Here is a 17,335-nt window from a genome sequence, read left to right as displayed (position 1 = left end):
TATGGATCAGAATGTGGCCGCCAGGCCGTTGGAACTGACTGTCTATGCGCCGATTGCCCCGTCGCTCCCCATTCGAGAAGATGAGCCTTACGCCCGCGACGAGATGCTGCACGAGATTTTCGAGCAGACCGCCAAACGATATTCGTCCAAATGCGCCGTCAGGCTGCTGGGCAACGATCCGGAAAACAGCCGCCGCAAGGAACTGACCTATGCGCAGCTGTCCGAACGCGCCACGCGCTTTGCCCGCCAGCTTCAAGCCATGGGTGTGAAGCGCGGCGACCGCGTCGTCATCTGTCTGCCGCGCGGCCTCGACCAATATATGGCCATCCTCGGCACATTGTGGGCCGGTGCCTGCTATGTGCCGGTGGACTGGACCTACCCCCAGGACCGTATCGACTTCATTGCCGAGGATAGCGGTGCGACCTTGATCGTGACGGACGCCGAGCGCGCTAGCGCCATGCGGGTGCAAACCCTGGTGGTCAACGAAACGCTGGGCGATCTTGCGGCGCAGGACGCCATGGTGATCACACGCGAGGAGACCGGCGCCTCTCCGGAAGACCTTGCCTATATCATCTACACATCGGGGACGACCGGTCGCCCCAAAGGCGTGATGATCTCGCACCGCAGCGCCTGCCATTTTCTGCGCTCCGAGGGCGCGATCCTTGCCGTCGAAGATACGGACAAGGTTTTCGGCGGCTTCAGCGTCGCGTTCGACATGTCGATCGAAACGATGTGGAGCGCCTTTTCGGCCGGTGCGGAACTGCTCGTCGCCACCGAGGCGCTCCACAAGGCAGGCCCGGATGTGGCAATCACGCTTGCAGAGGAAGGCGTCACCGTCTGGCACGTCGTGCCGTCGCTGTTCACGCTCGTCGAGGCGCAGCTTCCGACGCTGCGCATCGTCAATCTCGGCGGGGAAGCCTGCCCGCCCGATCTCGTCAACCGCTGGGCGCGTCCTGGCCTTCGCATCCTCAACACCTATGGCCCGACCGAGACAACGGTGACGGCAACCTGGACCGAGGTTCAGCCCGGCCGCCGTGTTACCATCGGGCGCCCGTTGCCCGGCTATACGGCCTGGATCGTCGACGACAAGCTCTGGCCGGTGAATGCCGGCACTGAGGGCGAGCTCGTGATCGGCGGGCCGGGAGTGAGCTCCGGCTATGTGAACCGCCCCGACCTGACCGCAGACAAATTTGTCATGACGCCGTTCAACGGGCCGGATGGCAAGCCTGCCCGGATCTACCGTTCCGGCGATCTGGTGCGGCTCGATTCCGTCGGCGATATCGAATTCATGGGCCGCATCGACACGCAGGTGAAAATCCGTGGTTTCCGCGTCGAGCTGGCGGAAATCGAGGCGGTAATTGCCGAGGATAGCGCCGTGGCGCAGGCTGTCGTGCATCTCTTCCGCGATGATGACGGGTCGGAGTTGCTGGCCGCCTTCCTGGTGGCGCGCGGCAGTGGGGCGATCGACATCGACGCGGCTCGCAAGCGCGTCAATGACCGCTTGCCGAACTATATGCGGCCCGCCGCCTATCAGGTGCTGGAGGCGCTGCCGACACTTCCCGCTTCCGGCAAGGTGGATCGCAAGGCGCTTCAGCGTCCGCTGGTGGTCGCCACGTCGGACCGCGAAACTGTTGCGCCGGAAACGCCGCTGGAAATTCAGCTGCATGCCATCTGGTCGGACGCTTTCGCGCCGCAGAAGGTGTCGGTCGAGGACGATCTGTTTGAAGATCTCGGCGGACATTCGCTGAAAGCTGCAAGACTTGCTTCCGCGCTGCGCAAATCGCCGGGCCTTGCCGGCGTCTCCATTCAGGATCTTTATGCCGCGCCTACAATCCGGCGGCTTGCGGAGCGGCTGCGCGACCGGGTGATGGCCGACAGCGCTGTGCTGGAACCCTTCCACCGGGTCAGCACGTTCCAGAAGCGGCTCTGCTTTGTGCTCCAGACGCTTGCGCTGGTGCCGATCTATGCGGTGGCGGGATTGCAGTGGTTTTTCCCTTATCTCGCCTACACCTATCTGGTCGAGGATCTGGGCCGCGTCTCGGCGCTTTTGATGAGCGGTCTCAGCTTCATCTTCATTCCGCCGCTCGGCATGGTGTTTGCCATCCTCAGCAAATGGCTGATCATCGGTCGCTACAGGGCGGGCGATTATCCGCTCTGGGGAAGCTATTACCTGCGCTGGTGGTTCGTGCGGCGTCTTTCCGACACGATCGCGACACCCTATCTCAGCGGCACGCCTATGATCCGGCTCTATTACCGGCTGCTCGGTGCCAAGATCGGCCGCCGTGCCTTTATCGGCACCGTCGCGATCGATACGGCCGATCTCGTGAGCATTGGCGACGACGCCATTCTCAGCGATTATGCGATGCTGGCCACGAGCTCGGTGGAGCGCGGCCTGCTACGTCTGGGGTACGCTCGCATCGGCAATAGCGCGTCTATCGGCACCATGGCGGTTGTCGGGCGCAACAGCGTGGTGGGTGACGCGGCATCGCTTGAGGATCTGTCGTCGCTGCCGATGAACCAGTCGATCCCGGCTGGCGAAATCTGGAACGGCTCTCCAGCCAAATGCATCGCGACCGGGCGCGTGGCCAAGCGCGATGAGGAGGCGGGGCTCGTGCGCCGCCTGCTGGTCGGCATCGGACTTTTCATCGCCGCCGCCATTCTTCCCATCGTCGCCATCCTGCCGATTGCGCCGGGCCTGATTGCGATGATCGAAATCGACTGGAATACCGACGGGTACTCCTATCTGCTGCTCTCTCCGATCCTGGCACTCACCTATATCGTCCTGATGTGCGTTTTGACGGTTGCAGCCAAGCGTCTCATTCTCGGGCCGGTGCGGCCAGGGCGTTACTCGATCCATAGCTGGTTTTACCTGCGCTTCTGGTTCGTCCAGCAGGTGACGGATATGGCGCTGGCGCTGCTGCACCCGATTTATGCTACGCTTTACGTGCTTCCCTGGTACCGCGCACTCGGGGTCAGGATCGGCAAACGTGCCGAGATTTCCACTGCCGCGAAAATCGTGCCGGATCTCGTCGATATCGGGCCGGAAAGCTTCATCGCCGATGGCGTGGTCTTTGGCGCGGCGCGCCACGAGCCGGGCATCATCGAGCTTGCGCATACCCGTATCGGCCGCCGCTCCTTCATCGGCAACTCAGCCGTGCTGCCAACCGGCGCCAGGATTGCCGACGGCACGCTGATCGGCGTGCTTTCCAAGCCACCGGCGGACGGAGGCGCCGAACAGCCGGATGGCACATGGTTCGGTTCTCCGCCGATTTCGCTGCCTGTGCGCCAAGCCGTCGGCCTGTTCGATGAGGGATCGCGTTTCAATCCTCGTCCGCGGCTCGTTGCGACACGCCTTGCCATCGAAGCGATCCGCGTGATCTTGCCGCTGACCCTGTTCCTCGCCTTCTTCAGCATTCTCTTTTCCATTGTCGGAGACATTCAGGATTATGACGACAGCCATTTGCTGATCGCCATTGTCTTTCCCTTTCTCTACATCGCTTTCGCGCTCGCCTGCGGCTTCTCCGTCGTTGCGCTGAAATGGGTGGTGATGGGGCGATACAAGCCGACGACCAAGCCGCTGTGGAGCACCTTCGTCTGGCGCACCGAGCTGGTGACCGCAACGTATGAAAACCTGGCGGTGCCGAACCTCTTGCAACCCTTGCGGGGAACGCCGTGGCTTTCCGTCTATCTGCGACTTCTCGGCTCGAAGATCGGCCGGGACTGCTTCATCGACACGACCGATATCACCGAGCATGATCTGGTGCATATTGGCGACGAGGTGGCGCTGAACGAATTTTCCGGTCTGCAAACGCATCTGTTCGAAGACCGGGTGATGAAGGTCAGCAGCGTGACGGTGGGCGATCGTGCGGTGATCGGCTCCTATGCCATCGTGCTCTATGATGCCGAAATCGGCGATGACGCCCAGCTCGGCGATCTCTCGGTCGTGATGAAGGGCGAGACGCTGCCGACTGGAACCTCCTGGGAAGGCTCTCCAGCGCAACCCGTGCGCAGCGCATGAGCGAGATCGTCTGGCTTTCCGGCTCGGATGATTTCACGATAGCCACCGGCGATGCGCCGGTGGTTTGGTATCTGCGGCTCGACGAGCCTGAGACTGAAAGACTGGCGGGAGGAGCGATGCTCTCTGCCGCCGATTTGCAGGATCTGGCGGCCAAGCCGGAGGCCGGCATGCGCGCTCTGCGCCGACGCCTGGCCAAGCTGCTTCTGGCCCGGTTCTCCGGTCTGCACCCGGATGAGATCACCATCGGCAGAACCGGGATCGGCGCGCCGCAGGTTCTCCAGCCAGAAGGCTGGCACATCAGCCTCGCTGGCCGCTTCCCCCATTGCCTGATCGGCCTCAGCCGCTTGCCCATCGGTGTCGATGTTGAGCCCTTGGACGCCGAGCCACCACCAGAGGACAGCTTCACGCGCACCGAGCGACTGGCCCTCCAGGGCGTCACGGACACAACCCTCATTACGCGCTGGACGGCAAAGGAGGCCCACGCCAAGTGCCTCGGTATCGCATCTCGCATCGATGCGGACGAGATGGAGACGGTGGAGTTGGAGGACGGCTTGAGGGTTGTTTCCCACCAAGGGGAAACGCGGGTGCACGTGCGTTTGGAGAATGGGACGGTTCAGGCGGTTGCGCGTTTAGCTGGCTCAGACGCGCCATAGATCGAGCGTATCACCCAGCGCGTTGCTCCTTATGGCTGCGCCCGAACCACAACGTTTCTGCCCTGATCCTTTGCAGTGTAGAGCGCGGCGTCGGCGCGCAAAAGCAGTTCCTGCAGCCTCTCGTTCGGGCGGGCCTGGGCAACGCCGAAGCTGCAGGTGATGCGGCCTTTGGGTAGTGGCTCGACCACGCGGCTTTCGACGGCAAGGCGCAGGCGTTCTGCCACGGACTCAGCGGCCGCGAGGTCGGCGCCGGGCAGGACGATGCAGAACTCTTCGCCACCCATGCGTGCGGCATAATCGTACGGGCGCAGGTGATCCTTCACCGCTTCGCCGATTGCCATCAAAACGCTGTCGCCAGCATCGTGGCCGTACTCATCGTTGATGCGCTTGAAGTGATCGAGATCGAACAGGATGAGCGACACCGCTTCCTCCGGCCGTGCGGCCTTGGCGCGAATGATCGGCATCTGTTCCATCAGCGCCCGGCGGTTTCCAAGCCCTGTCAGAAAATCCGTCGTTGCCTGATGCGTCAACTGCCTGGTCAAGCTCTCGACTTGCAGGAGCGTCGAACGCGCGATGTCTGTCACGGTGCCGATTTCGTCATGGGACTTCGGATAAAGCCGCAAGATCCCCTTGTCCTCCGGATACCGCTTCATGGCGTCTGCCAGCAGGTTGAGGGGTCGGATCAGCCGCCAGATGGCGAACAGGCAAAGCGCCGTCCCAACCAGGGTTGCCCCAAGGACGAGAAGGAAGACCGGTAAAGTCCCGAGCTCAAACCCCATCGATAGATAGGCGACAAGCGCTATCAGCGGCACGTGGACGCTGACGAAGCAGACGAGGAAGGTTTTCGCGACGAGGGACGATTTGATCTTCTTCAATGACACCTCCGCATGCCGCTTATTTTTTCCCGGCCTCATTTAGAAGCTGAAAGACGAAATTCCTACACTCTATTCTGGTGGGCGACATCTTGCAGCCGAGGCGCTTGCGCTCACGTAATAAACGCGATGGCATCCTTCAAGGATGTCATCCCGATCGCGAACGGACCGGTCTTAGGCCTACGCCGTCAATCATAGAGACCGCAAAGGGGACCTGCGACAAACACGGCGTCAAGGCAGAGCAAATAGTTCAAATCCAGGATGCGTTCTGATGAAACCTTTTTGCATGCCGCGTGTTAATTGCGTTGGATTTCGTCAAGTCTCAGGACTGGAACCCTTTAGATAATCGTCATCGAACTACGACAACCATTCTGGAGAACCACTCCCCTTGCGCAGTCTGACATCCACCGATCTCGTCGCAATCGTGCAAGGGATGCCGCAGCCCTATCTGATCCTCGATCCCGATCTCGTTATCGTTGCTGCCAGTAATGCCTATCTGGCACTGGCGGACCGCACGCTCGATGATATCGTCGGTCGCTCCATTCTCGAGGCGTTTCCGGAAAATCCCGATGCCGCCGGAACCGTCGAGCAAGGTCCGCTGGAAGTGTCTCTCCGCCATGTGCTTGCAACCGGAAAGCCGCATGAGATGGCGGTCATTCAGTACGATATTCCGCAGCCGGGTGGTGGTTTCTTGCAGAAGTTCTGGACACCTGTCCACACGCCCGTCCCCGGGCCTGACGGAAAGACGGCATTCATCATCCAGAATCCGATGGACGTCACGAAAAGCGTTCTGAAGGCGCGCGAGGCCGATGCCCGTCTGCGCGTCGCCCTCCATGCCGCCGACCTCGCGTCCTGGGAATACGAACCGGAGACAGACCTCTGGCGCCGCAGTGGCGCTGTCGATGTGATGTTCGGTTTCGAGCCGGGGGAGGGTGGACCGGTGGCCGCCCCGTTCTTTGCGAAGATGCATCCAGAGGATCTGGTGCGTGTTCGTGAGGCCCTCGCCTCGACCATCGCCTCACCCGACCATACCGTAACGAATTTCGACTATCGCATTGTCGATTCAGGCACTGTGCGGCACGTTTCCTCGCGCGGCGAAGTCTTAAGAACATCGACGGGCAAGGTGAGGATGATCGGCGTCCTGATGGACGTGACGGCAGACCGCGAGCGCGAGGCGGCACTGTCTGCGGCGCTCGAAGAGAAGAGCGAACTGGTCGCTCAAAAGGATCTCCTGCTGGCCGAGGTGAACCACCGCGTCAAGAACAGCCTGCAACTGGTTATCAGCACCTTGCGCCTTCAGGCGCGCCGCCTGGAGGAGCCTGCGGTTGCCCAAGCTTTCGATCGGGCGATCGCGCGCGTGCGCGCGATCATCTCCGTGCATGAAGGTCTCTACCGCGATCAGAACTCGCTGTCGGTGAACATGGCAGAGCATCTCGACAAGCTTTGCAGAGACATGAACCTTGCCGGGGGAGCCGAGATCGAAGTCGATGTCGATGATATCGCCCTTCCCACGGAGCGCGCGATCCCGGTTTCGGTGATTGTCAGCGAACTGGTGCATGATTTGCCGCGTGACCGTTCGAGCAGCGGTCCGATTCAGGTGAGCTTGAAACGCAATTCGCCTGATGAGTGCGTGCTCAGCATCACTGGCGATGAAAGTGCATCATCCAGTGAGCTGTCAGAACGCCTGACCGCCAGCATGGCAAGCCAGATCGACGGCACGATCTCGCGCCCGGATGGCCGTGGCCCGTGGACGATAACATTCCCGGCGGGGGCACGTTGATGCCGCTGCGTGTGATGATCGTCGAGGATGAGATGCTTCTGGCGTTGGACCTGGAGGACATGCTGATCGACGCCGGCCACACCGTCGTCGGGCAGGCATCCGACATGGTGCAGGCAATTGCGCTTGCCGAAAAGGTCGATGGAGCCGTCGACGTCGCCATCATGGATGTCAATCTTGCGCGCGGAACGAACGGCGTGGAGACAGCCGCAGTGCTGCGCGACCGTTTCGACGTGCCATCTCTCTTCGTCAGCGCCAACCTGGATGAGCGAACCCGCGCGCAGGCGCAGGCGTCCAGGCCGTTAGGGTTCGTCGGTAAGCCTTACTCCGAGCGGGAGGTGTTGTCTTCTCTCGTGAAGCTTCTGAACTGACGAAAGCGTTGGTGGTTGGCCACGAGTTCACCGGAGCGTTTATGAAAGGCCAACCGAGAGCGATCTGAGGGCGGACGACAGGTAGCGTTCCGTCAGTTCGAAATTCTTCGCCTTCGCCAGTTCGATCGCAGCGCCGATATGCGTTTCGAGGCCCATGGCGTCCAAACTCGCATCGACCTCCCTTTCAACAAGCACGACGCCAGAATAGATCGAGGGCACGCCGTCGGCATCCTTTGCGCAGGATCCCATGCTCAGAAGTGATTTCACCTTTCCACCTGCGCAATAGATCCGATAGGCCGAAACGAGCGGTGGGCCGCCCAGAATGACATCATGGATACGCTCGGCCAGACGCGGCCGGTCCTCCTCGACAATCTTCTCGAGGATTGCTTCCACCGGAATACCCTTCGCCAGTTCGTCTTGATCGATCTCGTAGATTTGCGCGAAAGCCCCATCGGCGGTCAGAAGGTTCGTTGACAAGGACCAGGAATAAAATCCCCCGCCTTCCAAAAGGTTCTTGATCAAGTCTCTTTGCATCGAGCCCATGGCGCCCCTTCCATTCCCCATCGGCCATTTAAACCACGAGATCGGCTTCGCCAATGGCCTGCACCGACTGGTCGTTGGAAGTTGCCCATGTTCGGTCGATCACATTTGTGTGTTAGCATGTTCTAAATCACGATCGATAAAAGGTTACGGAAGCTGAACGCTGTGCTATTCTTGGTTGGGACATGTATCGAGTATCAGATCAGCCATGACGAAAGAACCTGTGAAAGGTCCAGCCTCCTATTTCCCGTCCATCGAAGCCAAGTACGGCCGACCGATCGCAGAGTGGAAAGAACTCATTCGCAGTCAGAGCGGCAAGAAGCACATGGAGCTGGTTGCCTGGCTGAAGCAGGAGCATGGCTTGGGCCACGGGCACGCCAATGCTCTCGTTGCGGATACGTTAAAGGAGTGAAGACGACGTCGTCCGATTGAGATGGCGTCGGAACAAGCCACGTGGTTTTGATCTTTTCGTGCGAAAGCATGTCTCTACTGCAAAACCGCAGCACACCTGTGCGCGATATGCTTTAGGACCAAGGTCATACGCTTACCCACGCAAGTAACCGGTATCCGTGCGCAGAACAGGAAAGATCAAGCCATGGCGCGAAAGAACAGGGACGAGCTGGAATCATGGGACGAGCCGACGCCAGAGCCGGTGATCTGCCCATTGTGCGAGCGCGTCATTCCGGATGACCAGCAAGTCCAGCATCATCTCGTTCCCAAGAGCAAGGGCGGAAAGAAGACGGTGTGCCTTCACCGGGTCTGCCACGATCAGATCCATTCGATCTTCACCGACGCGCAACTTGCCAAGAAATTCTCGACGATCGAGGCGATTCTGGAAGACCCTGCGGTGCAGACCTTCGTTACGTGGGTGAAGAACAAGCCGCCAGGCTTTGCGGACTCCGCCAAAGACTCGCGGCAGTCATTCGGCCGAGGGCGCAAATCCTAAGCGGCGAGGTTCTCCGGAAACAAATGTGCGGTCGCCAGGCGCGCGTTCAGCGAAGCTTTCAGACAGACTGATCGAACAGATCCGCTTCGGCCTGGCTGGAGAATGTGAAGGTCACCAACTCGCTGTCATCGCTCTGGCGCAGGCCGATGGCCGTGACGATCAGCCGGGCGATTTCGTCCTGCGCTTCGCTGCCTGAGCGGGTTGAAGCCACTGCCTTTTCGATGGCGGGGGCAAAGAGTTCGCTGATGACGCCGAGGCGCATATTGTAGCGCATGATGATATCCCGGTCCTCGATGATCGCGGCCTGTTCTTCCTTCGGGATCCCGGCATTGTCCATCGCGGTGATCGTGGCATTGGTCGCGAGCCTGATCGGACCTTCGGCCAGCCAGCGATCGACCATCTGATCGAACTGGTGCATGCGCTGCGCGGGAATTGTCTTCTGTACCGTGATCGACATCTCAGTTCCTTTGTTCGCGTCCATGGCTGCGGCGTGCTTGCCTTGATCGGAGAGAGCGGTTGCTGCCAGCATCGAGACATTTTCCGAGCAGGCTTTATGGGGTCAGGCGTCAGGCTTCAACGCTTTTCTGCCTCCACTCAGGTTGATCGGGACGGGAGATGCCGAAGGACGATGATGGTTTGCCCGCGCATGGTTTGTCGCGCCGTACTCACCCAAGGCCCATGCATTGTCGGACGCGCGTCCCAGGGCGTCAACGGCAATCCCGTGCCTCGTCATAGGTCTTCGCCGCCGCATCGATCTTTTCACCATTGGTCATCGCCCAGGCGCAGAGCGCCTCGAATGGCTCGCGCAGGGAATGGCCGAGCGGCGTGATGGCATATTCCACGCCAATCGGCTGGGTGGGCAGAACCGTGCGCGTCACGAGGCCGTTGCGCTCCAGCCTCTTCAAGGCGTCTGCCAGCGCCTTGTGAGTGATACCATCCAGACGTCGCTTGATCTCGTTGAAGCGCGATGGTTTTGGGCAGATCACGGTCAGGATCAGGATCGTCCATTTGTCGGCGATCTTGTCCAGCACCGGGCGGACTTTTGGCATATCGCAGAGCGCCTGCTGAGAGAGGGTTTCCAGGTCGGTATACTCGTCCATATCTAGGCTATCCAAGGTGCGTAATTGATATCAGATATCCACCGTATATCATGGCGGGACCATTGAGTGAAAGGAATTACGATGGCTCGCATGAACAACAAGGTGGCTCTGGTCGTGGGCGGCGCGAAGGGCATCGGCCTCGCCATAGCAGAGCGGCTTTCTGCCGAAGGCGCAAAGGTTTTCCTCACCAGCCGCAAGGGGGAGGAGGCCGAAAAGGCAGCCCAGAGGATTGGCAATGGCGCGGTCGGCATTGCCGCCGATGCAAGATCTCCCGAAGATATGCTCGCGGTTGTCGAAGCCGTCCGCCAAGCCCATGGCCATATCGACGCGCTGGTCTTGAATGCCGGTCTTTCCGAACCGTCACACATCGCCGAGATCACGCCGGAGCATTTCGACCGCCACTTCGACGTCAACGTTAGAGGGATGGTCTTCGGCTTTCAGGCCGCTCTGCCTGCCATGAGAGAAGGAGGCTCAGCTGTCCTTATCGGGTCGATTGCCGGTAGCGCAGGCTACGCAGGTTACGGAACCTATTGCGCCACCAAAGCGGCCGTCCGCTCCTATGCAAGAACCTGGACGGCCGAACTCGCCCCCAAAGGCATCCGCGTCAACGTGGTTGCGCCCGGCCCGACGGATACGGACATGATGGCCTCCGTCGCAGACGACGTGCGCGCGGCCATCGTCGCGCCAATCCCGATGGGCCGCATGGGGCGGCCCGCGGAAGTGGCCGCGGCGACGCTGTTTCTGCTGAGCGATGAGGCAAGCTATATCGCCGGCGCCGAGCTCTGCGTCGATGGCGGGTTGCTGCAGGCTTAAGGGCGGATGGAAGATGCTGCCCGATCGCGAAGGGGTCGGGCAGCCACGATCACCATCCTGAGCCCGCGGCTCACGATGGTTGGCGACGTGGAGCCGTCAGGCTGTCGTGTGGACTGGACGCTGCGATGTCATCTGCCGCCGGCTGGTCAGTGTCAGGATAACGGCTCCGCTCAAACCGGACACGAGCGATCCCATCAAAATCCCGATCTTGACGTGATCCTGCACCGCCGGATCGTTGAATGCCAGCAAGCCGATGAATAGCGACATCGTAAACCCGATGCCACATAGAAGTGCCGTGCCTGCCACCTGTCCCCAGCTTGCCTGCGCGGGAAGTTGCGCCAGACCGAGCTTCACGAGCACGGCGACGATGCCAAACACGCCGATGAGCTTGCCGAAGAAAAGGCCTCCCGCCACACCCATTGTCAGCGGCTCGGTAAACACCGACAGGCTCAGACCCGAAAGGGAGACGCCTGCATTGGCGAAGCCGAAGATTGGCACGATGATGAAGGCAACAGGCTTGTGCAGCGCATGCTCGAGGCGATGAAGCGGCGACTCGTCCGGCGTCGCTTCCGGTGTGCCGGGCGTCAACTTGAGCGGGATCGTCAGCGCCAGCATCACGCCAGCCAGTGTTGCGTGAACGCCGGACGCAAAGACGAGCACCCAGAGCACAGCGCCAAGGAGGAGATAGGGCCACAGCACCTTTACCTTCATCCTGTTGAAGATGAAGAGATTGCCCCAAACGAGAGCGGCGCCGATAAGAGCGACCAGGTTCAGGTCTGCCGTGTAGAACACAGCGATGACGATGACCGCACCGAGATCGTCGATGATGGCGAGGGCTGCAAGAAAGATCTTCAGCGAGGTCGGGACGCGCGATCCGAACAGGGAGAGCACGCCAAGGGCAAAAGCGATGTCCGTCGCGGTCGGTATGGCCCATCCTTGCAAGGCGGCTGGATTGTCGCGGTTCAGCAGGACGTAGAAGAGTGCCGGACATATCATGCCGCCCGCTGCGGCAGCACCCGGCAGAACCCTGCGGCTCCAGCTGGAGAGTTGTCCGTCAAGCATTTCGCGTTTGATTTCCAAACCCACCATCAGGAAGAACACCGCCATCAGGGCGTCGTTGATCCAGTGCTGGATGCTCAGCGGTCCGATATAGACGTGGAGGATATGGAAATAATCTTCAGCCAGAGGCGAGTTGGCCGTGATGATGGCAAGAAGTGCGACGGCCATGAGCACGAGGCCACCAGAGGCCCCGTTGTCGAGAAACTTGCGAAGTGTGGAATTGATGCGACCTGGATTTGATGTCGAAGACACAGGCTCACCCTCCCTTTGTTGGAAGTTGATCTTAGTCTCCGTCGATTTCGGGGGAACCCGCAGCGCACGCAGCACGCGCTGTGAGCTTCAATCATAGCGCAGTTTGGTGCGTTTTTCCACCAAAACCGGCATCTTGCGCGTCCGTTTTAAGCTTTTTTGCCGGGGAGGCCGACGTTTCAGCGCAGCCCTTCTTCGTCCTCCACCCGTCCGGCAAACCAGTTGGCGAGCAGTGCGCCGGATATGTTGTGCCACACGCTGAAAATGGCGCTGGGCACGGCGGCAAGCGGCGAGAAATAGGCCGTGGCAAGTGCGGCGCCGAGGCCGGAATTCTGCATGCCGACCTCGATGGCAATGGCTTTGCGCTTGGCAAGCGTCAGGCCGAAGGCCTTCGCCGCAAAGAAGCCCAGCAGGTAGCCGAGGCCGTTGTGAAGGATAACGACGGCGAAGATCATCAGGCCGGATTGCACGATGGACGCTTTGGACGCGCCGACAACCGCCGAGACGATCAGCACGATGCCGATGACGCTGACGAGCGGCAGAGCGGGGACGGCGGCCTTGACGAAAGCGGGCAGAAGCTTCTGCAGGATTGCGCCGAGCGCCAGCGGTATCAGCACCACCTTGATGATGCTCATGAACATCGCCCAACCGTCGACGGGCAGGTACTGGCTGGCAAACAGCCAGACGAGGAAGGGCGTGACGATGGGAGCCACAAGCGTGGTGACCGACGTGCAGGCAACAGAGAGCGCCACGTCTCCCTTGGACAGATAGGTCATGACGTTGGAGGATGTGCCACCGGGGCAGCAGCCCACCAGGATCACGCCTGCCGCCACTTCCGGCGGCATTGGAATGAACTTGGTCAAAAGAACCGCCAGAAGCGGCATGATCAGGAATTGGCCGAGCACGCCGATCGTCACATCGAAAGGCCGCTTCACCACCTCGCGGAAGTCATCAAGCGAAAGGGTAAGACCCATGCCGAACATGATGATGGACAGCAACGTCACGATCCACGGACCGATCTGCTTGAACGTATCGGGAAAGAAGAAGCCGAGGACCGCAAACAGCACCACCCAGGCCGCGAATGTCTTGCCAACGAACGACGATATCTGCGCCAGTGCCTTCATGTCTGTCCCTCCAACGAAATGCTAGCGGGACGTCTAGATGCGTCAGCTTGACTGTCAAGGTCAGTTTGGCTGGGTTATTGCGTGTCTGCTAATATTACCGTTGCCTGCTTTCAGCAGGGATGTGGACGACAGCTGCAGTCGACGTGCGTACACCCAGTGGTGAGCCTATTCCAATGCAACGCATGGCAAAACCCTCGGAAGTGGCCGCGAACACGCTGTTTCTGTTGAGCGATGATGCGAGCTACATTGCCGCGGCTGAAATCGGAGTTGATGGTGGGTTGGGGCAGGTTTAACGCTTAAGGTGAGATGCCGTGCCTGACCTTGAAGGGGCCGGGTGCTGCAAAATTTACGTCACCTTAACCCAACGAACTGGTAGGCATTGCATTGCAGGGAAATGGAAGGGGAACAAATCGCAGCACATAGTTTTAGGGAACTACGAGATACTGTTGCGGCTGGATCTTTGTATCCGGGCCGTAGTTGACGAGATAAGGATTAATCCAAATTCTCTTGCGCTCCTGTCGATTGCGACCGACGGCTTGATTCCTGTAGTGGCCCGCACGGACGTGCGGTTTGACGTGGCCACGACCTTCTTCGTAAGCATGATTTTGGCCTTGCTTATCTGTAGCGTAGCCGATGTGCACCGTTACATAATCTTTGGTGATAGGCGGTTTGCCGCTTTTAGTCCGCGCGGCATCTAGCTTAGGACTGATCGGAGCGGGCTCTCGCGTGACGATACCACGTACATGAAGCGTCATCGCAAGGCAGAGGGCTATCCCGGCTGTTGGGGCGTACGAATCGATAAATGAGCGCAGAAGAGGCGTGGGTACTGACCCGCGGTACCTTTTAACAAATGCTTCGCCTTTCGAAGTAAATGACGCTGGAAAGTAGTCTCCAAAAACCATACTGCGCTTGGCGCGACGATAGTGAAAGGCGGGCCATATTTGGTAGCTGTTGCCTCCTCCGCCTTCAATCATCCAGAATATCCGCTCATCGGGATTATCATTCCATTCAATGAGCATGGTCCCGTATGGAAGCTCTGTTCTCCCTGCTTCGATAGCAACTGCAACCGCATGCGAATAATCCTCGGAATGCTCCGTAAGCCATTCGATCACGTCACGCGAAAACACGAATTTGGGCGCAGACCGCATACGATCGAATACTTCTTCCGCACCAGGAAAATTGTGGTGCGGTAGAAAGCGTAGATCGTGGAACCGGCTAACTGACATTTCTCTCGCGTCTCCCGATAATCAAAGTGCTCGTTTTAAAGCAAACACACACCTCACAGTAACCCAAACTTGTGGATCGAGAATATATTCGAGCGAACCTCACGCCGGGCGAAGGCCAAAGTTATTGGCAGTGATACAGCGAACGGTGCGCTACTTCTCGCATTAGCCGTTCAAGCAGTGCCTTTATCAGCCTAATTTGATCGTCTTCATTCCTAGACTCGTTGCTAACGGCGAGCTGCTCTCAGGGGTCGACTAAACTGCAAACCGTCCTTACCTTTCAGGCGCATCCATTTAGATCTGCTTTACGAGAGGGTTTCTCTGTGCTCCTCTAACGTTTGCAGTTCGCGCTTGAGCTAGTCGACACGGTTCAACTCGAATATAGTGAAACAAATCCCGGCCTTAGGGTAAACATGTCAGACGAACATCGACAGTGGGGCGTGGAAGAGGACGGCAGCTTCAACGAGCTATCCCTTGCGTATAAGCGCAATCCAACGATGGAGACGTATCTTGCTTTGCGAAGAGCTCATCCGGATGCCGAAATAGAGATTTCCGCTTCGGGAGGCTTGGATACCCTTTTCCAAATTGAACCAGAACTGCGCAAGTACGGTTTTGACCCTGCCGATATCGCTGGGATTCTTGATGCGAATCCAGACGCGATCAGCAAAGTTGCTTTGCAATGCATGGAAAAGCTAATCGTTGCAAAGGAACTCGTAGCGAAGGGCGAGACTCACTTGGTTGGCCGAGGAATGGCGCTCCCGCCGAGCCTTGTTGACTGGATAATCGTGGTCGCTCTCGATGGAATGAGTTGGACGGACCAGCTTGAAATTCCTCGCGACCTGATGGTTCTAATCCAAAATCGCTTGGGAGGGGTTCGAGGGAAATACTTTCGAAATTTTGAGTTACATGAGCGGAAGCAAACCGCCCTCATGATTGCAGGTCAGATGCTTGCTCGAGGTGACAAGCCTAGCATTCGCGGCCTTGCCCGTATCCTCGGATTGGAGGCAAGCAGCGTGTCTCGCTGGTTTGAAGAGGGTGAGTTTGAGCGTGAGTCTAAGGATTTCGCGGCGTGGTTCGATGAAAATGGACGCTTAAAGCCGCTGTTGCATCCTAAATGACGTGCGCAACACGGGCGCTGTCATGTAGTCTTCTCCTAATGGAGAAATTTATGAACAAAAAAGAACTGGCGACAGATAAGCATGTCGAAAAGCTTCACGTCCGGGTTAATAATTTCGAAGTTTCGGCGAGTGGGCGCTTCACTATATTGGTTGTCGTCAGCGCTCTTTTATTAGCGTTTCTGCTAGTTTAAATTCCTAATATTACTATTATTACAGAGGGGTCACTTCTCTAAAGTGTCCTGTTCCAATTGATATTGGCGAACTCGCATCGGACCGAGATTTCGTGAAGCTGAACATCCTAAGCCTGCAACGACGCCCCCAACAGCGCCAGCCCCATCAACAGCACCACCAGCGCACCGGTAATCTCGATCCCATTGGCGATCCTTGAAGCCCGGCGGCTGCCGGTTCCGGCGTAGCGGATGGCGGCGTCCTTGGCGGTGACGGCGAGGATGGCGAGGAGCGAGACGGTGATGGCGGTGCCGATGGACATGGCGAGCACCGAGAGCATGCCGCCGAGCAGCAGGCCGTTCAGCATGGAAAAGCTCATGACGATGATGGCGCCGGAGCAGGGGCGAAGACCGACCGCGACGATGGCCGACCAGGCTTCGGTGAGGCTGAAGGTGCGGGACTGGAAGAGCAGGGGGTCGGGCGCATGCGCCTTGCCGCAGGCATCGCAGAGATCACCGCTGCCGCTTTGGGCGTGATCGGCAAAGACCGGCTGGCCCTGGAAGCGCAAGCCGCTGCCCATGCCGGTGCGGCGGGGTGCTGAGCCTGCGGGCTCTCCGAAGCCGGTCGTTCCGTTTTCGGCTGCCTTGAACGAGAGCACGGGGCTGGCGGACAGGCTGGCGCTTGCGACAGGTGAGGCCGATGACGATGGGGCAAGCGCCGGTGCGGGCGTTTGCGGGGATGCGAGCGCGTGATGATCAGAGCGCCGATGCAGCATGCTCCAGATCTTGCGCGCCAAGAGCCATGCGCCGAAGAGCGCGACCATGGCGAAGCTGGCAATTTCCATCGCCTGCGTTGCTTTCGTCATGGTGATGGAGGTGCCGCGCAGCAGAAAGTAAGCCGCGACGACGAGGCCGATGGCGACGACGCCTTGAATCAGCGCCGAAACGAAGGAGATCAGGATGCCGCGTTTCAGCTGCGTCTCGTTGGCGATCATGTAGGAGGAAATCACCGCCTTGCCATGGCCGGGGCCAGCCGCGTGGAACACGCCATAGGCAAAGGAGAGGCCGATCAGCGAGGTCAGCGCCCATGGGTCTTCGCGCATGGCTTTCAGCGCGCCGGTCAGGGCGCGGTAGAAACTCTGCTGGTGGACATTGATCCACTGGAAGAAGGGTGCCAGCGGCCCGCCGACGGAAATGGAGGGTTCCGCCGAGCCGATGCCGAGCGGCGACTGGGCGTGGGCGATGCTGAGCGAGGCGAAGAGCAGGGTGAGGGTGGTCAGCGCGAGGAGAAGCTTGCTTCCCTCA

18 protein-coding genes are annotated in these 17,335 nt (G+C 59.4%); 10 read left to right on the top strand and 8 right to left on the bottom strand.

The features are described from left to right. Position 1 precedes the first annotated feature (1 nt). Together ACQZ5M_RS17970 and ACQZ5M_RS17965 are read left to right on the top strand one after the other, a co-directional pair. Entirely contained in the window at positions 2–4,018 is a 4,017-nt protein-coding gene (locus tag ACQZ5M_RS17970) for a Pls/PosA family non-ribosomal peptide synthetase (protein WP_296078478.1), read from the top strand. Next, positions 4,015–4,671: a 4'-phosphopantetheinyl transferase family protein gene (locus tag ACQZ5M_RS17965; protein WP_449080424.1), complete on the top strand. Its 657-nt coding sequence runs from the start codon at positions 4,015–4,017 to the stop codon at positions 4,669–4,671. The genes ACQZ5M_RS17970 and ACQZ5M_RS17965 overlap by 4 nt, the downstream gene beginning before the upstream one ends. Positions 4,672–4,700: 29 nt before the next feature. Here the strand turns inward: ACQZ5M_RS17965 and ACQZ5M_RS17960 are convergent, their stop codons facing one another. Next, entirely contained in the window at positions 4,701–5,546 is an 846-nt protein-coding gene (locus ACQZ5M_RS17960; RefSeq protein WP_296014407.1) for a diguanylate cyclase, read from the bottom strand. Between the two features lie 385 nt (positions 5,547–5,931). Between ACQZ5M_RS17960 and ACQZ5M_RS17955 the strand changes: the two genes are divergently transcribed. Both ACQZ5M_RS17955 and ACQZ5M_RS17950 read left to right on the top strand, forming a co-directional pair. Next, entirely contained in the window at positions 5,932–7,323 is a 1,392-nt protein-coding gene (locus ACQZ5M_RS17955) for a histidine kinase dimerization/phosphoacceptor domain -containing protein (protein ID WP_449080423.1), read from the top strand. Next, positions 7,290–7,691 (top strand): response regulator, encoded by a 402-nt coding sequence (locus tag ACQZ5M_RS17950; RefSeq protein WP_296078484.1) that lies wholly within the window; start codon positions 7,290–7,292, stop codon positions 7,689–7,691. Before ACQZ5M_RS17955 ends, ACQZ5M_RS17950 begins: the two co-directional genes overlap by 34 nt. A 39-nt stretch (positions 7,692–7,730) precedes the next feature. Here ACQZ5M_RS17950 and ACQZ5M_RS17945 read toward each other — a convergent pair whose 3' ends face one another. After that, entirely contained in the window at positions 7,731–8,234 is a 504-nt protein-coding gene (locus ACQZ5M_RS17945) for a PAS domain-containing protein (RefSeq protein ID WP_449080422.1), read from the bottom strand. Between the two features lie 205 nt (positions 8,235–8,439). Here ACQZ5M_RS17945 and ACQZ5M_RS17940 point away from each other — a divergent pair, with 205 nt between their 5' ends. After that, positions 8,440–8,643 (top strand): DUF4287 domain-containing protein, encoded by a 204-nt coding sequence (locus ACQZ5M_RS17940; protein ID WP_296014400.1) that lies wholly within the window; start codon positions 8,440–8,442, stop codon positions 8,641–8,643. Between the two features lie 183 nt (positions 8,644–8,826). After that, positions 8,827–9,177, top strand: a complete 351-nt coding sequence (locus ACQZ5M_RS17935; RefSeq protein ID WP_296014399.1) for an HNH endonuclease — start codon at positions 8,827–8,829, stop codon at positions 9,175–9,177. 58 nt (positions 9,178–9,235) lie between these two features. On the opposite strand, the gene ACQZ5M_RS17930 is transcribed toward ACQZ5M_RS17935, so the two are convergent. Together ACQZ5M_RS17930 and ACQZ5M_RS17925 are read right to left on the bottom strand one after the other, a co-directional pair. Continuing rightward, entirely contained in the window at positions 9,236–9,706 is a 471-nt protein-coding gene (locus ACQZ5M_RS17930) for a hypothetical protein (protein WP_449080421.1), read from the bottom strand. 178 nt (positions 9,707–9,884) lie between these two features. Further along, positions 9,885–10,277 carry a winged helix-turn-helix transcriptional regulator gene (locus tag ACQZ5M_RS17925; protein WP_449080420.1) on the bottom strand — a complete coding sequence of 131 codons (393 nt, stop codon included), beginning with the start codon at positions 10,275–10,277 and terminating at the stop codon, positions 9,885–9,887. A gap of 81 nt (positions 10,278–10,358) precedes the next feature. Here ACQZ5M_RS17925 and ACQZ5M_RS17920 point away from each other — a divergent pair, with 81 nt between their 5' ends. After that, a complete protein-coding gene (locus ACQZ5M_RS17920) occupies positions 10,359–11,090 on the top strand; it encodes an SDR family oxidoreductase (RefSeq protein ID WP_112360736.1) in 732 nt (243 codons plus the stop codon). 96 nt (positions 11,091–11,186) lie between these two features. On the opposite strand, the gene nhaA is transcribed toward ACQZ5M_RS17920, so the two are convergent. Next, complete coding sequence (gene nhaA / locus ACQZ5M_RS17915; RefSeq protein ID WP_449080419.1) at positions 11,187–12,401, bottom strand: Na+/H+ antiporter NhaA; 1,215 nt, start codon at positions 12,399–12,401, stop codon at positions 11,187–11,189. 176 nt (positions 12,402–12,577) lie between these two features. Further along, on the bottom strand, positions 12,578–13,522 hold the full coding sequence (locus tag ACQZ5M_RS17910) for a bile acid:sodium symporter family protein (RefSeq protein ID WP_449080418.1): 945 nt from the start codon (positions 13,520–13,522) through the stop codon (positions 12,578–12,580). Between the two features lie 119 nt (positions 13,523–13,641). On the opposite strand from ACQZ5M_RS17910, the gene ACQZ5M_RS17905 reads away from it, so the two are divergent. Then, positions 13,642–13,815 (top strand): SDR family oxidoreductase, encoded by a 174-nt coding sequence (locus ACQZ5M_RS17905; RefSeq protein WP_449080417.1) that lies wholly within the window; start codon positions 13,642–13,644, stop codon positions 13,813–13,815. 132 nt (positions 13,816–13,947) lie between these two features. On the opposite strand, the gene ACQZ5M_RS17900 is transcribed toward ACQZ5M_RS17905, so the two are convergent. Beyond that, positions 13,948–14,748 carry a hypothetical protein gene (locus ACQZ5M_RS17900; RefSeq protein WP_343107673.1) on the bottom strand — a complete coding sequence of 267 codons (801 nt, stop codon included), beginning with the start codon at positions 14,746–14,748 and terminating at the stop codon, positions 13,948–13,950. Between the two features lie 410 nt (positions 14,749–15,158). Between ACQZ5M_RS17900 and ACQZ5M_RS17895 the strand changes: the two genes are divergently transcribed. Beyond that, positions 15,159–15,863: a hypothetical protein gene (locus ACQZ5M_RS17895; RefSeq protein WP_313058170.1), complete on the top strand. Its 705-nt coding sequence runs from the start codon at positions 15,159–15,161 to the stop codon at positions 15,861–15,863. A 50-nt stretch (positions 15,864–15,913) separates the two neighbouring features. Then, positions 15,914–16,054, top strand: a complete 141-nt coding sequence (locus ACQZ5M_RS17890) for a hypothetical protein (RefSeq protein WP_162743375.1) — start codon at positions 15,914–15,916, stop codon at positions 16,052–16,054. Positions 16,055–16,161: 107 nt separating this feature from the next. Here ACQZ5M_RS17890 and ACQZ5M_RS17885 read toward each other — a convergent pair whose 3' ends face one another. Beyond that, a complete protein-coding gene (locus tag ACQZ5M_RS17885) occupies positions 16,162–17,310 on the bottom strand; it encodes a nickel/cobalt transporter (RefSeq protein WP_449080466.1) in 1,149 nt (382 codons plus the stop codon). Positions 17,311–17,335 lie beyond the last annotated feature (25 nt).

The organism is Rhizobium sp. 22-785-1 (assembly GCF_053521965.1).
This window is presented reverse-complemented; position numbering and strand designations above follow the sequence as displayed.

Coding starts and splice junctions, on each gene's coding strand:
- ACQZ5M_RS17945 (WP_449080422.1), bottom strand. CDS start 8,234: ATGGGCTCGATGCAAAGAGACTTGATCAAGAACCTTTTGGAAGGCGGG.
- ACQZ5M_RS17930 (WP_449080421.1), bottom strand. CDS start 9,706: ATGCTGGCAGCAACCGCTCTCTCCGATCAAGGCAAGCACGCCGCAGCC.
- ACQZ5M_RS17905 (WP_449080417.1), top strand. CDS start 13,642: ATGTGGACGACAGCTGCAGTCGACGTGCGTACACCCAGTGGTGAGCCT.
- ACQZ5M_RS17895 (WP_313058170.1), top strand. CDS start 15,159: ATGTCAGACGAACATCGACAGTGGGGCGTGGAAGAGGACGGCAGCTTC.
- ACQZ5M_RS17925 (WP_449080420.1), bottom strand. CDS start 10,277: ATGGACGAGTATACCGACCTGGAAACCCTCTCTCAGCAGGCGCTCTGC.
- ACQZ5M_RS17890 (WP_162743375.1), top strand. CDS start 15,914: ATGAACAAAAAAGAACTGGCGACAGATAAGCATGTCGAAAAGCTTCAC.
- ACQZ5M_RS17920 (WP_112360736.1), top strand. CDS start 10,359: ATGGCTCGCATGAACAACAAGGTGGCTCTGGTCGTGGGCGGCGCGAAG.
- ACQZ5M_RS17910 (WP_449080418.1), bottom strand. CDS start 13,522: ATGAAGGCACTGGCGCAGATATCGTCGTTCGTTGGCAAGACATTCGCG.
- ACQZ5M_RS17935 (WP_296014399.1), top strand. CDS start 8,827: ATGGCGCGAAAGAACAGGGACGAGCTGGAATCATGGGACGAGCCGACG.
- ACQZ5M_RS17900 (WP_343107673.1), bottom strand. CDS start 14,748: ATGTCAGTTAGCCGGTTCCACGATCTACGCTTTCTACCGCACCACAAT.
- ACQZ5M_RS17940 (WP_296014400.1), top strand. CDS start 8,440: ATGACGAAAGAACCTGTGAAAGGTCCAGCCTCCTATTTCCCGTCCATC.
- ACQZ5M_RS17965 (WP_449080424.1), top strand. CDS start 4,015: ATGAGCGAGATCGTCTGGCTTTCCGGCTCGGATGATTTCACGATAGCC.
- ACQZ5M_RS17970 (WP_296078478.1), top strand. CDS start 2: ATGGATCAGAATGTGGCCGCCAGGCCGTTGGAACTGACTGTCTATGCG.